The organism is Ruegeria sp. YKSD163 (assembly GCF_059612905.1).
In genome coordinates this window covers 1-19,204 of record NZ_JBXWRM010000012.1, presented here as the reverse complement: position 1 = coordinate 19,204, position 19,204 = coordinate 1, and the positions used below count along the sequence as shown (strand labels likewise).

Genomic DNA, 19,204 nt, shown 5'->3' with positions numbered 1-19,204 from the left:
CCGGCGGGAGTATTTGCGACCAGAAAGAAGCGGCTGTCAGGGGGTGATGACGACCTTGCCGGTGGCGGTTCGGCTGCGCAGGAGCTCCAGCCCTTCGGCGGCGCGTTCGAGGGGCAGGACATGGCTGACATGCGGGTGCAGGCGCCCCTGCTCGTACCAGTCGAGCAGGGTCTGGAAGCTGTCCCGGATTACCTCGGGGCGGAACTTCAGATAACCACCGATGTAGAAACCGATCACGGTGAGATTCTTGACCAGCAGGTGATTGGCGGGGATCTGCGGCACCTCGCCGCCGGCAAAGCCGATGGGCAGCAGCCGCGCCTCGGGATTGGCGGCGCGGAAGGCGGCCTTGAAAACATCGCCCCCGATCGCGTCATAGACGACATCGACGCCGCCCAGATCGAGCAGGCGGGTGCGCAGATCTTCGTTGGCGTCAATCAGGATATCGGCTCCGGCCTGGCGGGCGATCTCGAGCTTGTCTGCGCCACGGGCCTGCGCGATCACCCGCGCACCCATGAGTTTGCCGATCTCGACCGCGGTCAGCCCCACACCGCCGGCCGCACCCGTGACCAGGAGAGTCTCGCCCGGTTGCAGGCGGGCGCGGTGATCGAGCGCCATATGGCTGGTGCCATAGGCAATCTGGAAGGCGGCGGCATGTTCGAAACTCATGGCGTCAGGCAGGGGCAGGGCACGGTCCGCGTCGAAAACCCCGTGCTCGGCCAGTCCGCCCTGGCCTGCGTAGACCGCGATTCGGTCGCCGATATTCAGGTGTGAAACACCGGCTCCGAGCGCGCTGATCGTGCCTGCAACCTCCATTCCCAGGGTGAAAGGCGCGGCCGGGGTATCCTGATAGGTGCCCTTCTGCATCAGCAGATCCGCGAAATTCAGACCACAGGCGCGAATATCGATCCGCACCTGGCCCGGCCCCGGTTCGGGCACCGGTTGGTCGATCAGTTGCGCGGGGGTGCCGGCGCTTTGCACGGTGAATGAGCGCATTGCCGCTTCCTCTTGATTTTCGGACATAAAGACTGACCGAGGCGCCGGTGTCAAACTGCGGTGGGACAGGCGGGGGCTTGGGCGTCGTATCGCGGTTCTGCGAGTTCCCTTGCATTACCTTTCAGGAGTTGTATCGGTGGTTTTGCGCCACAACCTAGGGTGAAGTGGTGCGCCCTGCGTTCAACCAGCTTGAATTTAGTTGCGAATTTCGGCATATTCCTAGCCGGTGCGGTTCGGGTCGCTCAACGATATTAGGGAAAAATTAAACGGCCGTGTCAGATGGTTGTGACAGGCTGTGCCCTTTGTGCCGATGCCCGGGCGGTTGTCTGTGTAACAGAGGAGAAATCGAATGACCCATCCTGTCGACGTTCACGTGGGCAAGCGCGTGCGACACCGCCGCTGGTTGATCGGCATGACCCAGCAACAACTGGCCGAGCAGGTCGGCATCAAGTTTCAGCAGATCCAGAAATATGAGACCGGGGCCAATCGAGTCAGCGCGTCCCGCCTATGGGATATCGCCGAAGCGTTGGACGTTCCGGTCAGCTTCTTCTTCGAAGGACTGGAGGAGGCCGACAAGGAGGTCGCCGAAAAGCCGAGCGTGCCCGCGGACCTGATGGGGGACAAAGAGGCGCTGGACCTTGTGCGCTCCTATTATGCCATCCCTGAAAACCAGCGTCGGCGCCTGTTCGAACTGGCCCGTGTGCTGAGCGACGTGGCCTGAGCCGCGCCAGCATATTGCAAATTTGAGCGGCGGGTGGCAATGCATCGTCATGAAACCTGCTGACTTCTCCGATCTTGAAATCGCCGAAAAACTGGCTGATGCCGCCCGTGCGGCGATTATTCCCTATTTTCGTCGGGTTGATCTTGGCGCCGAAAACAAGCTGGACACCGGCTTCGATCCGGTGACCGAGGCGGATCGTGCCGCAGAATTGGCAATGCGCGATATCCTGGCCCAGTTGCGTCCCGACGACGGTATCCATGGTGAGGAGTTCGATGCGGTCGAGGGGCGAACGGGCCGCGTCTGGGTCCTTGACCCGATTGATGGCACGCGTGGCTTTATCTCGGGCACGCCGACCTGGGGGGTCTTGATCGCCCTGTCGGATGCGCGGGGCCCGTTTCTTGGCATCGTGGACCAGCCCTACATCCGCGAACGTTTTGTCGGAACGCCCGAGGGCGCCTATGTGACCGGACCGCTGGGACGGCAGGCATTGGCCACGCGGCAAGGCACCGATCTGTCCGATGCGGTCCTGTTCACCACCTTTCCTGAACTTGGCAGCACCGAAGAAGAGGCGGCGTTCCGTGCCGTGTCGAGCCGGGTCAAGCTGACCCGCTACGGCATGGATTGCTATGCCTATGCTTTGCTGGCTGCGGGACTGGTTGATCTGGTTATCGAGGCGGGGCTGAAGGCGGTGGATATCCAGGCGCCCATCGCCTTGATCGAGGCCGCAGGCGGCATCGTCACCGATTGGCGTGGTGGCCCCGCGCATGAGGGCGGACGGGCCCTTGCGGCGGCCAATCCGCAGCTTCACAGCGCCGCGTTGGAGTTCCTGAGCGGGGTCTGAGGGTCTTGCATCCGACCAGCGCCGGGCCTAGCATTCCTCTAGCCGGTTCTTGAGCCCGTTTTCCGCCGGCCTGACACACTTCCTATGAAGCGGGCCCGACAGGGGAAGTGTGCAACATGACCGAACATCTGATTCGAAATGCCGATACCATTCTGACAATGGATGCGGGCTGCCGAGAGCTGGCCGGCGAGGATATCCTGATCCGCGACGGGGTCGTAGTCGCGATCGGGCCGAACCTCGCCACGGTGGGCGAGGTGCACGAGGCACGCGGTTGCGTGGTGACACCCGGTCTGGTGAACACCCATCACCACCTCTACCAAAGCCTGACCCGCGCGGTGCCGGGCGGGCAGGACGCGCTGCTCTTTGGTTGGCTCAAGACGCTCTATCCGATCTGGGCGCGCTTCGGGCCCGAGGAGATGTTTGTCTCGGCCCAGATCGGGCTGGCGGAACTGGCGCTCTCGGGCTGCACGCTCAGTTCCGATCACCTCTACCTCTACCCCAACGGCGCGTGGCTGGACGACACCATCGCCGCCGCGACCGAGCTTGGCCTGCGCTTTCACCCCACAAGGGGGGCCATGAGCATCGGCGAAAGCGCGGGCGGCCTGCCGCCCGATACGCTGGTCGAGGGTGAGGCCGCGATCCTGGACGACATGATCCGGGTGGTCGATGCCTTTCATGACGCGGGCGAGGGCAGTATGTGCCGCGTGGGCCTTGCCCCCTGTTCGCCCTTTTCGGTCAGCCGCGAGCTGATGCGCGACGCCGCCCTGCTGGCGCGCGACAAGGGCGTGATGCTGCACACCCATCTGGCCGAGAATGACGAGGATATCGCCTATAGCCTGGCGCAGTTCGGCTGCCGCCCCGGCCAATATGCCGAGGATCTGGGCTGGACCGGCCCGGATGTCTGGCATGCCCATTGCGTGAAGCTGGACGGGGCCGAGATCGACCTCTTCGCCCGCTCGCGTACGGGCGTTGCCCATTGCCCCTGTTCCAACTGTCGGCTGGGCAGCGGCATCGCCCCGGTCCGTGCGATGCGCGACGCGGGCGTGCCGGTGGGGCTGGGGGTCGATGGCTCGGCGAGCAATGACAGCGGCAACCTGATGGGTGAGGCGCGGCAGGCGATGCTGTTGCAACGGGTCGCGCGGGGCGCCGATGCCATGTCGGCCCGCGAGGCGCTGGAGATCGCCACCCGCGGCGGCGCCGATGTGCTGGGCCGCCCCGATTGCGGTCGGCTCGAGGTGGGCAAACGCGCCGATATCGCGGTCTGGGATGTCTCGGGCATCAACAGCGCTGGCAGCTGGGACCCCGCCGCGCTGCTGCTGGCCGGGCCGACCCGAGTCAGGCACCTGTTTGTCGAAGGCCGCCAGATCGTGCGCGACGGCCAGATAACCACGATCGACCTGCCGCGCATGATCGAACGGCAAAACGGTCTCGCCCGCGCGCTGATGGGCTGAACCCCTTCATTTCGCAAAAAAATACTCCCGCCGGAGGCAAAGATTTTTCGACGAAAAATCTTTCGCCCGCCGAGAGGGCGGTCAGACTCTTCTGCCGCCGATCCAGACTTCGGCAATGGCGCGGTCATCGCCCATCATGATGGTCGGGAACAGTGCCTCCCACAGGTCGTCTGCCACCGCGCTCCGCTGGGCGATGCCGGGGGTCGAGGCGAGGTCTAGCACCACCAGATCGGCCTCCATCCCCGCTGCGATATTGCCGATCTGGTGATCCATCCGCAGCGCCCGGGCCGAGCCCTGTGTGGCCAGCCAGATCAGTTGCGCAGCATGGAGCGGCACGCCGCGCAACTGGCCGATCTCATAGGTCGCCGCCATGGTGCGCAGCATCGAAAAGCTGGACCCGCCACCAGTATCGGTTGCCAGCCCGATCCGCTGCCCCTCACCCATCAGCCCGGCCATGTCGAACAGGCCCGACCCGATGAACGTGTTCGAGGTCGGGCAATGGATCAGCCCGGCGCCATGCTCGCGCAGCCGGTCGCGCTCGCGCCTCTCCAGGTGGATGGCATGGCCATAGAGCCCGCGCCCGCCTAAAAGCCCATGCTGCTCGTAGGTGTCCAGGTAATCGCGCGCCTCGGGGTAGAGGCCCTTGACCCATTCTATTTCGTCGGTCTGCTCGCTCAGGTGGGTCTGCATCAGGCAATCGGGATGCTCGGCCCAGAGCGCGCCCATCGCATCCAGCTGTTCAGGCGTCGAAGTGGGCGAAAACCGGGGCGTGATCGCATAGGAGATCCGGTCGACCCCGTGCCACTTCTGCAAAAGTGCCCTGGACTGGTCATAGGCGCTTTGCGCCGTGTCGCGCAGGAATTCGGGCGCGTTGCGGTCCATACAGGTCTTGCCCGCGACCACCCGCTGCCCGCGCGCCTGCGCCTCGGCAAAGAAGGCCTCCACGCTCTCGGGATGGATGGTGCAGAAACTGCACATGGTGGTGGTGCCATGCGACGCCGTCAGATCCAGATAGCGCGCGGCGATCTCGGAGGCATAGGCCGGATCGGCGAACTTGCGCTCCTCGGGAAAGGTATAGGTGTTGAGCCAGTCGATCAGGCGCTTGCCCCAACTCGCGATCATCGCGGTCTGGGGATAATGCACATGCGCATCCACGAATCCGGCCAGGACGACACGCGACCCGTGGTCGATCTCACTCGCCCCCGGTGCCGCTCTGCGCATCGCCTCCAGCGTGCCGACGGACGCGATATGCGAGCCGTCGATCAGAACCGCCTCGTCAACCCGCACCGCATCCGCGGGCGCGTCTTCGAACGGGGAGCGGGCAAAGGACAGGACTTGTCCCCTGAGGATCGTCTTGCCGGTCATGGTCCGCTTCTCCTTCGCTCGGTACAAAACGGACGCTACCCTAGAACATTCGCGCCGCGGCGGTAAATTGTGGCATTGTCATTGTTTTCTGATAGCTGCTTCTTCAAATTTGCGGCCAATTGGCATAGGGCGTAGCCATGACACCAGGTATCGACACACCCGATCTTGAAAAGCCCCGTGAAGAGGATGCTTATGAGATCGACCTCGATCTCGTGGCCGAGATTCTCGAGGCGGTCGAAGAAGAAAATCGAGACCGCCTGATCGAGTTGATGGAGCCGCTGCATGCGGCCGACATCGCCGACCTGCTCGAGCAGATCAATACCTTCGACCGGGCTCAGCTGATCCGGCTCTACGACCGCGAATTCGATGGTGAGATCCTGTCGGAACTCGATGAGGGCATCCGCGAAGAGGTCGTGCGCCTGCTCAACCCCGACGTTCTGGCCGAAGCGGTGCGTGAGCTGGACAGCGACGATGTGGTCGACCTGCTTGAAGACCTCGAAGAGAGCGATCACGAAACCATCCTCGACGCGTTGGAAGATGCCGACCGGGTCGCGGTTGAACAGGCGCTGGCCTATCCTGAAGGCTCTGCCGGGCGTCTGATGCAGCGCGAGGTGGTGATGGCCCCGGAACATTGGTCGGTGGGCGAGGTCATCGACTTCATGCGCGGCTCGGACGACCTGCCGGACCAGTTCTATCACGTGGTTCTTGTCGACCCGCGCTTGCATCCGGTGGGCAATGTGACGCTGGGTCGGATCATGTCGGCCCGGCGCGAGGTGCCGCTGAGCACGCTGGCCGAAGAGACCTTCCAGATTATCCCCGCCGATCAGGATGAAGAGGACGTGGCCTATGCGTTCAACCAGTATCACCTGATCTCGTCCCCGGTGGTGGACGCCGAAGGGCGGCTGGTGGGCGTGATCACCATCGACGACGCCATGATCGTGCTGGACGAAGAGCATGAGGAAGACATCCTGCGCCTGGCCGGTGTCGGTGAAAGCAGCCTCTCGGACACTGTGCTGGAAACCACGAAACAGCGCCTACCCTGGCTGGCGGTGAACCTGGCGACGGCGATCCTGGCCTCGCTGGTGATCTCTATCTTCGAAAGCACGATTGCCAACGTGGTGGCGCTGGCCGTGCTGATGCCGATCGTCGCCTCGATGGGCGGCAATGCCGGCACCCAGAGCCTGACGGTGGCGGTGCGGGCGCTGGCGACCCGCGACCTGACCGGGTCCAACCTGGGCCGGGTGCTGCGGCGCGAGGTTTTGGTGGGGCTGGTCAATGGCGCGGTCTTTGCAGTGGTCATGGGGATTGTCGGCCATGTCTGGTTCGGCCTGCCGCTGCTGGGCCCGGTGATCGCTGCCGCAATGGTCGTCAATCTGGTCGTGGCCGGGCTTGCCGGTGCCGGGATTCCGGTGCTTCTTGAAAAGGTCGGGATCGACCCGGCGCTGGCCTCGGGCACCTTCGTGACCACGGTAACGGATGTTGTCGGGTTCTTTGCCTTTCTGGGGCTGGCTTCCGTCTTTCTGCTCTAGGAGGGGTCATGGACGACCTGACCGCGATCAAGGCCGCCGCGCGCAAGGCCGCCTTTGCCCGCCGCAAGGTGGCATTCGATAGCCACCCGGCCGGGGCGGCGGGACGGCTTTCAGAGGTGCTGGCCGGCTATCGCGGCGTGCCGCTGTCCGGCTACATGCCGATCCGGACCGAAATCGACCCGCTGCCCGCCATGGCCGAGGCGGCGGCGCATGGCCCCGTCGGGGTGCCGGTGATCCAGGGCGCGGGTCTGCCCCTGCGGTTTTCGCTGTGGTCGCCCGAGGGCGCGCTGCGCGAAGGCCCGTTCGGCGCCATGGTGCCCGAGACCGACGACTGGATGGAACCCGAGATCCTGATCGTGCCGCTGGTGGCCTTTGACGCGCGCGGCGGCAGGCTAGGATATGGCGGCGGGTTCTATGACCGCACGCTTGAGGGGCTGCGCGCCAAACGCGGAACGCTTGCCATCGGATTCGCCTTCGACGCGCAAGAGGCCGAGGCGCTGCCGCTGGAACCAACCGACCAGCCGCTCGACATGGTGGTGACCGAAAGCCGCGTGCTGAGCTTCTGATCTTTGCGAGGCTCCGCCTCGCGCTCCGGAGTATTTCGGACCAGAAAAAAGCACGGTCCGCGCCGCTCTTCATTTCGCCGCAAATACTCCGGGGGAGACGCCGCAGGCGGCGGGGGCAGCGCCCCCTGCATTTTCCGGCTTGCCCTGAACCGCACCGCCTCATAGGACCGAAGGCATGAAGATACTGTTTCTTGGCGATGTGATGGGCCGCGCGGGGCGCAAGGCCGTGTGCGAACACCTGCCGCGATTGCGGGCAGAGTGGAAGCTCGATTTCGTGGTGGTCAATGGCGAGAACGCCTCGAATGGCATGGGTCTCTCGGGCGAGCATGCCAAGGCGCTGCTGGATGCGGGCGCCGATTGCCTGACGCTGGGCGATCATGCCTTCGACCAGAAGGACATGCTGCAATATATCGAGACCGAGCCGCGCATCATCCGGCCGATCAACTATGCCAAGGGTGCGCCGGGGCGCGGTCATCGGCTGTTCACCGCGCCGGGCGGACGCAAGGTGCTGGTGGCGCAGGTGTTGGGCCAGGTCTTTATGAAACGCCCCTATGACGATCCGTTCTCGGCGATCGAGCCGGTGCTGAAATCGCATCCGCGCGGCGGTCTGGCCGATGCGGTGATCGTCGACATGCATTGCGAGGCGACCTCGGAAAAGATGGCGATGGGCCATTACTGCGACGGGCGCGCCAGTCTGGTGGTGGGTACTCATACCCATGTGCCGACGGCCGATGCGATGGTGATGCCAGGCGGCACCGCCTATCTGAGCGATGCGGGCATGTGCGGCGATTACCATTCGGTGATCGGCATGGACAAGGCCGAGCCGATGCGCCGGTTCATCACCGGTATGGCCAAGTCTCGGTTCTCTCCGGCGCTGGGCGAGGCGACGGTCTCGGGCGTCTATGTCGAGACCGCACCGCAAGGGGGCGCCGCCACCCGCATCGCCATGGTGCGGGTTGGCGGGCAGTTGCAGCAATCGGGTCCGTGATCGCCCCGTCCCGGGGGCTGTACGCGCGGGCTTGCCGAAGCTCTGCCGATACGGGAAGATGCCAGCCGGCACTGTCGCCGGGCGCATTCGGGCAAGACTGACAAGAGATGCAATTCCTCCACCTGACCGATACCGCCGGCGCGCTGGTCACGCTGGCCATCGTGCTGACGATGTTCCTGCTTTTCCTGCGCGAGAGCTATCCGACCGAGGTCGTGGCCATTCTGGGGGTCTCGGCGATGCTGGTCACCGGCGTTCTGCCCTATGACGCGGCGCTGCCGGTGCTGTCCAACCCGGCCCCATGGACCATTGCGGCCATGTTCATCATCATGGGGGCGCTGGTCAGGACCGGCGCGTTGGATGCCTTTACCTCGATCGCGCAACGGCAGGCGCAGACCAACGCGCGCTTTGCCATCGGCATGTTGATGGCATTCGTGGTGATCGCCTCGGCCTTTGTGTCGAACACGCCGGTTGTGGTGGTGATGATCCCGGTCTTTGTGCAGATCGCGCGCACGCTGAACGTGGCGGCCTCGAAACTGCTGATCCCGCTCAGCTATGCGGCGATCCTGGGCGGTACGCTGACGCTGATCGGGACCTCAACCAACCTGCTGGTCGACGGGGTCGCGCGGGCCCAGGGCATGGCCGCCTTCAGCATTTTCGAGGTCACGCCGCTCGGCATCGCAGTGGTGGCCTGGGGCATGATCTATCTGCGTTTCGTCGCGCCCCGGTTGCTGCCCGAACGTGACAGCATGGCAACGCTGCTCAGCGACCGGTCGAAGATGAAGTTCTTTACCGAGGCGGTGATCCCGCCCGACAGCAACCTGATCGGGCGCGAGGTGACCGGGGTGCAGTTGTTCAAGCGGCCCGGCGTGCGGCTCATTGACGTGATCAGGGGTGATCTGTCGTTGCGCCGCAACCTGAAAGGGGTCGAGTTGCAGGTGGGCGACCGGGTGGTGCTGCGCACCCAGATGACCGAACTTCTGAGCTTGCAACGCAACAAGGAGCTTAAGCGGGTCGATCAGGTTTCGGCGGTCGAGACATCAACGGTTGAGGTGCTGATCACCCCCGGCTGCCGCATGGTCGGCCGTTCACTGGGCGATCTGCGCTTGCGGCGGCGCTACGGGGTCTATGTGCTTGCCGTACACCGGCGCAACCAGAATATCGGCCGCCAATTGGATCAGCTGGTGGTGAAGGTGGGCGATACGCTGCTTTTGGAGGGGGCACCCGCCGATATTCAGCGGCTGGCCGCCGATATGGAGATGGTCGATGTCTCGCACCCGTCGGTGCGGGCCTATCGGCGCGGCCATGCGCCCATCGCCGTTGCGGCGCTGGTGGGGATCGTGGCGCTGGCCGGTTTCGGGGTGGCACCGATTCTCATGTTGTCGGTGCTGGCGGTGGCTCTGGTGCTGGGCAGTCGTTGCATCGACGCGGATGAGGCGTTCTCTTTTGTCGACGGGCGGCTTTTGGCGTTGATTTTTGCCATGCTGGCCATTGGTGCCGCCTTGGAAAGCTCGGGCGCGGTGCGGCTGATTGTCGAGGCGATTGCGCCTGGGTTGAGCAGCCTGCCGCCGTTTCTGGTGATCTGGGCGATCTATCTTTTGACCTCGGTGCTGACCGAACTGGTATCGAACAATGCGGTGGCGGTGGTGGTGACCCCGATCGCCATCGGCCTTGCCCAGGCGATGGGGATCGACCCGCGCCCGTTGGTGGTGGCGGTTATGATCGCGGCCTCGGCCTCGTTTGCGACGCCCATTGGCTATCAGACCAACATGCTGGTCTATGGGCCGGGAGGCTACCGGTTCACCGATTTCATGCGGGTGGGCATTCCGCTGACCCTGAGCATGGGGCTCTTGGTATCGGCGTTGATCCCGCTGATCTGGCCATTGTGAGGGCCGCGGTGGCGGACCGGGGCGCTGCCCCGGACCCCGAGGTATTTTCAAACAGAAGAAGCAGCGGGTTGACAGTGGCCTTTGTGGGCTGTTGCCTTGGTGGAAACGTAACTTTCTTCCAGAAAAGGGGGGCAGTCATGAGGATTTTACCGGGAATTGCGGCACTTTGTCTGGCCTGGGCCGCCGAGGCGGGCACCGTTTCGGGCAGCGCCGCGTATCGGGAGCGGATCGCGCTGCCGCCAGATGCGGTGTTGCAGGTGGAGCTGCGCGATATTTCGCGCCAGGACGTGGCGGCGCCGCTCTTGTCGGCGCGGCGCTATGCGATGACCCAGGTGCCGATGGATTTCAGCCTTGAGTATGACGATGCATTGATCGATCCGGCGAGGCGCTATGCGGTAACGGCGCGGATATTGCAGGATGAGAGGCTGATCTTTATCACCGATACGGTGGTGCCGGTCCTGACCGGTGAGGCTGGAAACACGGTTGATCTGCTGATGGTTCGGGTCTCTGATGCAGCCTCGGCGCTGGTAGGCCGTGACTGGGCATTGCGCGAGATCGAGGGCGTTGCGACCGAGGGGCCAGGCGCGCCATCGATCGCGTTTGAACACGGCGGGCGGTTCTCGGGCCGGGGCGGGTGCAACAGGTTCCAGGGTCAGGCAGAGATCGGGGCCACGAACATGCGCTTTCCCGACAATATCGGCATGACCATGATGGCCTGTTCCCAAGAGGCCGAGGCGCTGGACCAGCGCTATCTGGCGGCATTGGCCAAAGTCGTCGCCTATGCGGTCGAGGGTGATGCGCTGACCTTGGCCGGTGTGGATGGGCGCGTCGTGTTGCGCTTTGTTGCCGCGCGGTGACCGTTTGGCCGTGGTCTGGTGCTGCGGGTCAGGTGGCGCCATAAGGGAGAGCGCATGACAAGGCAGGATATTCGAGTCGCGCTGACGATTGTCGCGCTGGTGTTTGGGCTTGGCTGGGCGATCGGGTACGGGGTCGGGTTGATGACACGCCCGGTCTCGGTTGTGCCTGACAATCCGCCGTCCGAGGCCCTCAAGTCCCCGGCGCGCAAGGCGCCGCGTGCCGAGAGCACGCAGGGGAATATCCGGTATCCCGGTTACGAGGATGTCTATGTCAACGACTATTCCGACCTGCTGGACCCCGCCGCCGAGGAACGGGTGCGCGACAGGCTGATCGCGCTTTATGACCACAGCGGTATCGAGATGACGGTCCTGACCATGGATAATATGGGCATGTACGGTCACAGCGGCGCCATCGAACCGTTTGCCACCGGCCTGTTCAACAGCTGGGGCATCGGTAACGCCGAGCGCAACGATGGAGTTCTGGTGCTGATCGCGCGCTTTGACCGCAAGATGCGAATCGAGATCGGCGCGGGTTATGACCGCTCCTGGGATAGCCGCATGCAACGGGTGATCGACGTGGGCTTTCTGCCCTATTTCCGCCGCGACGAGTATCAGCAAGGGATCGAAGCCGGAGTGGATGAGACCATTCGCGAGCTGACCGGCGCTTATCCCGGTGACTGGGACATGGGCACCGCGCAGCGCGGCTGGAGCTGGCTGGCCCGCGCGGTGGACCGGATCGGTGAATGGGTATTGTCGCTCTTGCTGGTGCCGCTGGGCGGTGCCGCGCTGTGGGTCAGGCGCTATCTGCGTAACCGGGATAGGCCCTGCGCCCAATGCCGCACGACGATGCTGCGGGCGGGCGAAGAGGCGGATGACGAACATCTCGATGGCGGTCAGCGGCTGGAGGAATATCTGAAATCGGTCGACTACGATGTCTGGCACTGCCCGGATTGCGGCCATATCGACATCCACCGCTACAAAAGCTGGTTTTCCGGTTATGGTGCCTGCCCGCAATGCAACTATCGCACCTTGTCCACCACCTCGACCGTGCTGAGTGCTGCGACCAAGACCCGCGCGGGGCGCAAACGGGTGGAATATGATTGTGCCCATTGTGGCCATCACGACAGCGAGATCCGAACCATTCCCAAGATCAGCGACAGCAATAGCGGCGGCTCGGGGCGGTCATCCTTTGGCGGCGGCTCATCCTCGGGCGGGGGCGCCTCGGGCAGCTGGTAGGCGCTCTGGCCTCGCTCCGGCAGCTCTGCTAACAGGGGCAGGAGTTTCAGCGTTTCAAAGGGCAGGACCATGGGTATCACACGCATTCATACCGGCGAGCGGATGAGCAAGATCGTCCAGCATAACGGCGTCGCCTATCTGTGCGGCCAGGTCGGCAGCGGCGATAGCGTGGCCGAGCAGACCCGCGATTGTCTGGCACGCGTCGATGCGCTGCTGGCCGAGGCCGGATCGGACAATACCCGCATCCTGCAGGCCATCGTCTGGCTGGCCGACATGGCCGATTTTGCCGAAATGAACGCGGTCTGGGATGCCTGGGTGCCCGCGGGTCACGCCCCCGCGCGTGCCTGCGGCGAGGCGCGTCTGGCGCGCGACACGCTCAAGGTCGAGATCATCGTGACCGCCGCCTGCGACTGAGACGTTCAGATCAGGTAACGCTGTTTACGGGTCTGGCTGGGCCCTTCGCCGAACCGGGCGGCATATTGTGCCGAGAACCGGCCCAGATGGCTGAACCCGGCCGCCCCCGCGACCGAGGCGATGGTGACCTGTGGCGGGCTTTCGCGCAGCAGATAGCGGGCATAGTTGAGCCGCAGCAAGCGCAGATAGGCCAGCGGCGTCATGTCCAGCAGCTGGCTGAACCCCAGTTGCAGGTTGCGCGGGGAGGTGCCGGCGGCATTGGCGATCTGGCTCAGGGTCAGCGGCTCGGCCAGGTGTGCCTGCATGAAATCGCGCGCCCGGCGCACATGCGGTGACAGCGGCCCGGTTTCGGGCCGTTCCAGCAGCGGCGCAATGGACGAGGGTTGCGCCCTGAGGAACCCCACGATCAATTCGTCCTCGACCAGGGCGCGGCTGAGTGCCTGTTCTGGATGAAGCAATGCGCCACGATCTACCGCCGACACCGCTCGCCGGAACAGCGCAAGCCAGCGCTGCATCTCGGGGCGGGCGCGGTCGATCTGCGGGTCGAACCGGACCGGGGATTGCAGGGCGGTGCCGGTCAGGGTCTCGGCCACAGCGGTCAGCCTGCTCCGGTCGATCTGCAGCAGAACCTGTTCACATCCTGGCAGCCAGCGCATCCGGGTATGGCGGTCGGGGTTAAGGACCGAGGCTGTGGTGCTGCCGGTCTCGACCTCGGCCAATCCGTTGCGGATCAGAGCCTGGCCCCGTATCGGAACCTGGACAAGGTAGAAGGAACCCAACTCTCCGGGTTCGATTTCGACATCCGCGCCATAACGGATGTAGTTGTAATAGAGCCCGTTGCCGCCCGCCCGGTTCTGACAGGCGTCAAAGGCATCCTCGCGCGCCTGCCGCTCCAGCCGGTGACCGCAGAAATTGCGTGCGACCAGCGCCCGCGCCGCATCAAGGTCCGGCGTGCGGAACTGGCGAAACCGCGACAGGGGGGTGGTATCGGGTTTGTTCTGCATATCGTCAGCATGCCGCCCGATTTCTCGAAGACAAAGCACTTCCTGCCAACACGCTCAAAGATGCGGCGAAAGTTTCGCTTTTCGGATATTCGCGCCGAGCCGGCGTTCCTAGGCTTGTGGAATAACACCTAACAGGAGGAGCAACAAAATGCAGATGGAAGCGGGAATCACCGCCACTGATGCCGGTCTGGCGGGGCTGGCCTGGAACGTGGTCGGGCAGGTCTATACTCCGAAGCTGCACAGCGACAACGTGTTCATGTGGCATGCCGAGGTGCCGGCGGACACCTTTGTGCCGCCGCATGTCCACCCGAATCAGGATGAATGGATCCTGGTGCTGAGCGGCGCTCTCGAGGTGGATTTCGGGTTCGAGACCGGCAATGTGACGGCCAGCAAGGCAGGGCCAGGCGATGTGGTCCGGATGCCCAAGGGGGTGGCGCATGCGGTGTTCAACCGCTCGGGCGCGGGTGCGACCTGCGTCTTTGGGGTGGCGCCCTCGCGCAAGCTCTTCGATCTGTTCAAGGCGCTTGATGGCGTGACCGACCCGGCCGAACTGGTGCGCATCTCGGCCCTGCACGAGGTCGATTTCCTGCCGCCGCCCGACGCCCAGTAAGGCGAGGGACATATCATGGTAAAACGCAAGAGCGTCGCCGTCATCGGCGGCGGGGTGTCCGGTCTTGCCGCAGCAAAGGCCTTTGACGAGCGCGGCCACCGGGTCACCGGGTTCGAACGCAGCCACGATTTCGGTGGCGTTTGGGAGCTGTCGCGCTCGTACCCCGACGTGCAAACGCAAAGCCCCAAGGATCTGTATTGCTATACCGATCTGCCGATGCCCGACGACTATCCCGAATGGCCCAAGGGGCCGCAGGTGCATGCCTATCTGCATTCCTATGCCGACAAGCACAATCTGCCGCGGCTCTTTCAGCTCAACACCAACATCCTGTCGATGGACCGGCGCGCCGACGGGCAGCCGGGCTGGACGCTGACGATCGAGGCAGCAGGCCGGGTGCGCAAGGAGGATTTCGATTTCGTGGCCATCTGCACCGGTCAGTTTTCCGACAAGAACATCCTGACCCATCCCGGGCAGGAGGCCTTTGTCGCCGGCGGCGGCGAGGTGATCCACTCGTCGGAATATACCGACAGCGCAATGGCGCGCGGCAAACATGTGGTGGTGCTGGGCGGCTCGAAATCGGCCACCGACATAGTGGTGAACGCGGCCCGCAACGGCGCGAGATCGGTCACCATGGTCTATCGCGAGAATGTCTGGCGGGTGCCCTATTTCGTGGGCGGCATCAACTTCAAGCGGCTGCTCTACATGCGCGCTCAGGAACAGCAGTTCAACCAATGGGGCAAATCCCCGTTGCAACGGGTGATCGCCGCGCTGCTGAAACCGCTGGTCTGGGCCAATTTCCGGGGGCTCGAAACCCTGCTCAAGGCGCAACTGGGCCTGAAGAAATGGAACATGGTGCCCGACACCCCGATCGAGAAGGAGGCCTCGTGCTCTCTGCCGATCGTGACGCCGGGCCTGTTCGAAAGCTTCGGGGACGGAACCGTCAAGCCGATCCAGGGCACCTATGACCGTTACGAGGATGGCCATGTGGTGCTGACCACCGGCGACCGGGTGCCCTGTGACCTCTCGGTGCTGGCGGTGGGCTGGAAACTGGGTATTCCCTATCTGGCGCAGGATTACCGCGACAAGCTGATCGAGGCGGATGGCCAGTACCGGGTGTACCGCCTGGCGGTGAACCCGGACCTGCCCGATATGGGCTTTGTCGGTTTCAACTCGTCCTTCTGCACCATCCTGTCGGCCGAGATGATCGCCAACTGGCTGGTCCGCTTTGCCGATGGGCAATTGGCCCACCAGCCGAGCGCGCAGGAAATGAACGCCAATATCGAGATGATGCTGAACTGGAGACGCAAGGAACGCCCCGCCGCCCAGGTCTATGGCGGGCTGTGCTCTGCGCCGTTCCACTTCAAGCATTTCGACGAATTGCTGGCCGATATGGGGGCAGGGGTGCGCAAGCGCGCCAACCCGTTGGCCGAGCAATTCTCTTATCCCGATGCGCGGGCCTATGGCCGCTTCCTGGCCTCGACACCGCAGTATCAAGCGGGCTGAACGCCTTTCGTGGGCGGTGAGAGGCCGCCCGCGAAAATCGTGTCTTACACTTTCCGAAACACGCATGTTAGCCTGCGGGAAACGAAACAGGAGACACGCAAGATGGTTTTGACGGTCAAGGACATGATGGCGGCGGCAAATGCGGCGGTGCCGCGTATCGACGGCGCCCGCGCCCAGCAACTGGTGGCCGAGGGCGCGCTGCTGCTCGACCTGCGCGACACGCCCGAGCTGGAACGCGCAGGCCGTGCCAGCGGAGCCCATCACATCCCGCGCGGCATGCTGGAATTCCGCGCCGATCCGGACACGCCGTTTCACGACCCGGAACTGCGCAAGGATCGGGTGATCGTGTTGCACTGCGCCTCGGGCGGGCGGGCGGCGCTGGCGGGTAAACTGCTCAAGGACATGGGTTATGACGAGGTCTATAATCTCGGCGGTCTTGCGGACTGGACCGGCGAGCGGATCGAACCGGTCGATCCCGGCATGTGATCCAGGTCAAAGCCCAACACATTCTGATAATTTAATATCATGGTCGGACGCGCAGCCATATCAGGAGGTCCGGCCATGATGCGCCTTGCTTCGATTCTTTACAGTCTGATCTCGACCGCGCTGGCGGGCACTGCGGTGATTGCGGTGCTTACGGCGGGCTTGGTTTCACTCAAGGCAATTCTGGCGGCGGCGGTTACAGGTTTTATCGTCGCGGCGCCAGTCAGTTGGATTTTGGCGCGGCGGCTCTACGACGAAGAAGCCTAGAGGCCTGCCGGTAGGCCGGGGGCCAGCCCCCGGACCCCCGGAGTATTTTCGGCGAAATGAAGAAGGCCCGGGCTTCTTTCTGGTCTGAAATACGCCCGCCGGAGGCGTCCCGGACGCACGGCAGGCGCAGAGGCAGAGGCTCAGACATTCAGAAAAACACGCACCGCCGCTTCGAATTCGCGGGGTTTGTCGGCGTGTAACCAATGACCCGCGCCCGGTATCTTGGCAAAACGGGCGGCGGGGAACAGGCCTCGGATCAGGGGGCGATGCTCGGCGCGCACATAGTCCGATGTGCTGCCGGTCAGGAACAGCGCCGGGCCGTCCCAATGTGCTGATATCTCTGGGAAGGACATGATCGCGGGCATGTTCGCCGCCAATCCGTCGAGATTCAGTCGCCACCGCTTGCCAGGCAGATCGAGCGACTGGGTAAAGAAGCTTTGCAACGCTTTCTCGACCCCTTGCGCCGCCAGCATTTCTTCGGCATCCGAGCGGCGCTCGACCCGGCTCAGGTCGACGCCGCGCATCGCCGTGATGAACGGCATCTGGCTGTGGGTGTAAGTCACCGGTGCGATATCCGCGACCACCAAGCGGCGCAGCAGGTGCCCGTGGGTGAGCGCCAGCACCATCGCCGCCTTGCCCCCCATCGAATGGCCCAGCAAGTCGGCGCGACCGCCATGGGCCTCGATCACCTCGGCCAGATCGGCGGCCAGCGCTGGATAATCGTGCGTATTGGCCCAGGGGCTGTGACCGTGATTGCGCATGTCGACGGCGATCACCTGCCGTTCATCGGCAAGTCGTCGGGCAATCACCCCCCAGTTGCGGCCAGAGCCATAGAGCCCATGGGCGATGACAAGGGGCGGGGCGTCGGTCGGGGTGCCATGCAGGATCGTGGTCAGCATGCCGCTCTGATAACCTGACGCGACCGCCCCCGCCAGCCCCATTGAGCCTGCGCGGGCCGCGCGATATGGTTCCCGCCGGGGGTAGGACAGCCATGACCGAAAGCGACCGGATCGAAGACCAGATTGCCGTGACCATCGCGTTGCTGCGGACGCGACTTGGGGTGCATGGAAAATCGCTCCGCCTCGCGCTCAGACGGGCCAAGCACCGACTGCCGCGTCGTATCTATCGCCGTGCGATGGAACTGGCCCGGGTCGAGCCGATGATGGCGCATCCGCGATTGCGGATGACGTTGAACGCCCCTTCGTTGAGTGCCGCCGCACGCGAGGTGCAGGCGCATCTGCGCGGCATCGACCTCGCAGACCGTCGCAAGGGCTGGTGGCTGGGCATGCTGGGGGCGCTGGTCTTTAACCTGCTGGTTTTTGCCGCGTTGCTGCTGGCCTTTCTGGCCTGGCGTCGGCTGATCTGACGGAACAGCGCCGTGCGGAACGCGCGGCGCCCGGCCCAACGCATCTTTGCGCCGCATCTTCGATGCGGTCAAATGGGGCGGGAGCGCCCCTTGGCCGAAGCCTCCTCCAGCGCGTCGCGCATCACCAGCGTAACCGTGACGAAGCTGACATAGAGCAACAGATACCGGGACCCCATCTTGGCCAGCCGCACCATCTCTCCGGCGATCTGCCCGGAATAAAGCCAGGTGCGCGTGGTGGTGCCCACATTCTCGGCCAGCCACAGGAAGAACGAGCTGAAGAAGGCCGCCAGCGGCAGCGGCATCCAGTAGCGATGATCGCCGATGCGGAACGTGATCCGCGTTCGGGCATAGAGCGCGACCGCCGCAGCGAACAGGATCAGCCGGAAATCGGTCAGGAAATGGTGGGCGAAGAAATTCACATAGATGGCCACCGCCAGCAGGACCGACAGCCAGAAAGGCGGGTAGGGCGCAAACCGCATGTCGAACAGCCGCATGGCGCGCGCCATGTAAGACCCCACAGAGGCATACATGAAGCCCGAGAACAGCGGCACCTCCCAAAGCTTGACCAAGCCTGGGCCGGGATAGGCCCAACTGCCGGCTTGAACCTTGAAGATCTCCATCACGGTCCCGGTCAGGTGAAACAGCAAGATGACCCGGACCTCGCGCCAGCTTTCCAGTCCCAATGCCAGAAACAGCACCTGCAAGCCCAACGCATAGATCAAGAGCGCGTCATAACGGGCGAGCGCCCAGTCCTGTTGCCAGATGCGGTCGCTGACGATCAGGCCGATCAGCAGCGACGCGCCGAACAGGGCGGCCCAGCCCTGTTTCAAAACGAACATGACAAATTCCGCCAGCACATGCGGCAGGCGTGCACGCATCCAGTCGCCAAGCCACCGTTCCAACTGGCGCGTCCGGTTATCTCTTTTCCTGCTCAAATGGTCTGCCCGAAAATGAAAGCTGCCACCGGGATGACCGGTGGCAGCTGCAATATCAATCCGAAACGTTTTTATTCATCAAAGGTTTGGATAGATCGGGAATCTGGCGCAGAGGTCTGCGACCTGGGCTTTGACCTTGTCCTCGACGGCCCCGTTGGCGTCTTCGCCATTGGCGGCCAGGCCATCGAC

General features: G+C 64.0%; 20 protein-coding genes. 15 read left to right on the top strand and 5 right to left on the bottom strand.

What is annotated here, in order from left to right:
• Nucleotides 1-36: 36 nt before the first annotated feature.
• Complete coding sequence (locus tag AC2FNA_RS15865) at nt 37-993, bottom strand: NADPH:quinone oxidoreductase family protein (RefSeq protein WP_496828147.1); 957 nt, start codon at nt 991-993, stop codon at nt 37-39.
• Nucleotides 994-1,342: 349 nt separating this feature from the next.
• Between AC2FNA_RS15865 and AC2FNA_RS15860 the strand changes: the two genes are divergently transcribed.
• From AC2FNA_RS15860 to AC2FNA_RS15850, 3 genes are all read left to right on the top strand, one after another.
• Nucleotides 1,343-1,714, top strand: a complete 372-nt coding sequence (locus AC2FNA_RS15860; RefSeq protein ID WP_234171405.1) for a helix-turn-helix domain-containing protein — start codon at nt 1,343-1,345, stop codon at nt 1,712-1,714.
• A gap of 49 nt (nt 1,715-1,763) precedes the next feature.
• Entirely contained in the window at nt 1,764-2,555 is a 792-nt protein-coding gene (gene hisN, locus AC2FNA_RS15855) for a histidinol-phosphatase (RefSeq protein WP_496828145.1), read from the top strand.
• A 116-nt stretch (nt 2,556-2,671) separates the two neighbouring features.
• Nucleotides 2,672-4,006, top strand: a complete 1,335-nt coding sequence (locus tag AC2FNA_RS15850; protein ID WP_496828143.1) for an 8-oxoguanine deaminase — start codon at nt 2,672-2,674, stop codon at nt 4,004-4,006.
• 81 nt (nt 4,007-4,087) lie between these two features.
• Here the strand turns inward: AC2FNA_RS15850 and guaD are convergent, their stop codons facing one another.
• Complete coding sequence (guaD, locus tag AC2FNA_RS15845; protein WP_496828141.1) at nt 4,088-5,371, bottom strand: guanine deaminase; 1,284 nt, start codon at nt 5,369-5,371, stop codon at nt 4,088-4,090.
• A gap of 137 nt (nt 5,372-5,508) precedes the next feature.
• Between guaD and mgtE the strand changes: the two genes are divergently transcribed.
• The 7 genes from mgtE (at nt 5,509) to AC2FNA_RS15810 (ending at nt 12,847) form a co-directional block, all read left to right on the top strand.
• Nucleotides 5,509-6,900, top strand: a complete 1,392-nt coding sequence (gene mgtE, locus AC2FNA_RS15840) for a magnesium transporter (protein ID WP_496828139.1) — start codon at nt 5,509-5,511, stop codon at nt 6,898-6,900.
• An 8-nt stretch (nt 6,901-6,908) separates the two neighbouring features.
• On the top strand, nt 6,909-7,466 hold the full coding sequence (locus tag AC2FNA_RS15835) for a 5-formyltetrahydrofolate cyclo-ligase (protein ID WP_496828137.1): 558 nt from the start codon (nt 6,909-6,911) through the stop codon (nt 7,464-7,466).
• 175 nt (nt 7,467-7,641) lie between these two features.
• Nucleotides 7,642-8,454, top strand: coding sequence for a TIGR00282 family metallophosphoesterase (locus AC2FNA_RS15830; protein ID WP_496828135.1), 813 nt, complete (start codon nt 7,642-7,644; stop codon nt 8,452-8,454).
• A gap of 107 nt (nt 8,455-8,561) precedes the next feature.
• On the top strand, nt 8,562-10,340 hold the full coding sequence (locus AC2FNA_RS15825) for an SLC13 family permease (RefSeq protein ID WP_496828133.1): 1,779 nt from the start codon (nt 8,562-8,564) through the stop codon (nt 10,338-10,340).
• Between the two features lie 137 nt (nt 10,341-10,477).
• On the top strand, nt 10,478-11,197 hold the full coding sequence (locus tag AC2FNA_RS15820; protein WP_496828131.1) for a YbaY family lipoprotein: 720 nt from the start codon (nt 10,478-10,480) through the stop codon (nt 11,195-11,197).
• Nucleotides 11,198-11,251: 54 nt separating this feature from the next.
• Entirely contained in the window at nt 11,252-12,433 is a 1,182-nt protein-coding gene (locus AC2FNA_RS15815; protein ID WP_496828129.1) for a TPM domain-containing protein, read from the top strand.
• Between the two features lie 69 nt (nt 12,434-12,502).
• On the top strand, nt 12,503-12,847 hold the full coding sequence (locus AC2FNA_RS15810) for a RidA family protein (RefSeq protein WP_496828127.1): 345 nt from the start codon (nt 12,503-12,505) through the stop codon (nt 12,845-12,847).
• A 5-nt stretch (nt 12,848-12,852) separates the two neighbouring features.
• On the opposite strand, the gene AC2FNA_RS15805 is transcribed toward AC2FNA_RS15810, so the two are convergent.
• Nucleotides 12,853-13,851, bottom strand: coding sequence for an AraC-like ligand-binding domain-containing protein (locus AC2FNA_RS15805; protein WP_496828125.1), 999 nt, complete (start codon nt 13,849-13,851; stop codon nt 12,853-12,855).
• Nucleotides 13,852-13,999: 148 nt separating this feature from the next.
• On the opposite strand from AC2FNA_RS15805, the gene AC2FNA_RS15800 reads away from it, so the two are divergent.
• From AC2FNA_RS15800 to AC2FNA_RS15785, 4 genes are all read left to right on the top strand, one after another.
• Nucleotides 14,000-14,461: a cupin domain-containing protein gene (locus tag AC2FNA_RS15800; protein ID WP_496828123.1), complete on the top strand. Its 462-nt coding sequence runs from the start codon at nt 14,000-14,002 to the stop codon at nt 14,459-14,461.
• Nucleotides 14,462-14,476: 15 nt separating this feature from the next.
• The gene (locus tag AC2FNA_RS15795; protein WP_496828121.1) at nt 14,477-15,964 is read left to right on the top strand and encodes a flavin-containing monooxygenase; all 1,488 of its coding nucleotides are present in this window, start codon (nt 14,477-14,479) and stop codon (nt 15,962-15,964) included.
• 102 nt (nt 15,965-16,066) lie between these two features.
• A complete protein-coding gene (locus tag AC2FNA_RS15790; RefSeq protein ID WP_234139740.1) occupies nt 16,067-16,450 on the top strand; it encodes a rhodanese-like domain-containing protein in 384 nt (127 codons plus the stop codon).
• Nucleotides 16,451-16,525: 75 nt separating this feature from the next.
• Nucleotides 16,526-16,714 carry a hypothetical protein gene (locus AC2FNA_RS15785; RefSeq protein ID WP_496828119.1) on the top strand — a complete coding sequence of 63 codons (189 nt, stop codon included), beginning with the start codon at nt 16,526-16,528 and terminating at the stop codon, nt 16,712-16,714.
• Between the two features lie 140 nt (nt 16,715-16,854).
• Here the strand turns inward: AC2FNA_RS15785 and AC2FNA_RS15780 are convergent, their stop codons facing one another.
• Entirely contained in the window at nt 16,855-17,613 is a 759-nt protein-coding gene (locus AC2FNA_RS15780; RefSeq protein WP_496828117.1) for an alpha/beta fold hydrolase, read from the bottom strand.
• Nucleotides 17,614-17,705: 92 nt separating this feature from the next.
• Here AC2FNA_RS15780 and AC2FNA_RS15775 point away from each other — a divergent pair, with 92 nt between their 5' ends.
• Nucleotides 17,706-18,080 (top strand): hypothetical protein, encoded by a 375-nt coding sequence (locus AC2FNA_RS15775; RefSeq protein ID WP_496828115.1) that lies wholly within the window; start codon nt 17,706-17,708, stop codon nt 18,078-18,080.
• Nucleotides 18,081-18,148: 68 nt separating this feature from the next.
• On the opposite strand, the gene AC2FNA_RS15770 is transcribed toward AC2FNA_RS15775, so the two are convergent.
• Nucleotides 18,149-18,958: a DUF817 domain-containing protein gene (locus tag AC2FNA_RS15770; protein WP_496828380.1), complete on the bottom strand. Its 810-nt coding sequence runs from the start codon at nt 18,956-18,958 to the stop codon at nt 18,149-18,151.
• Nucleotides 18,959-19,204: the final 246 nt, after the last annotated feature.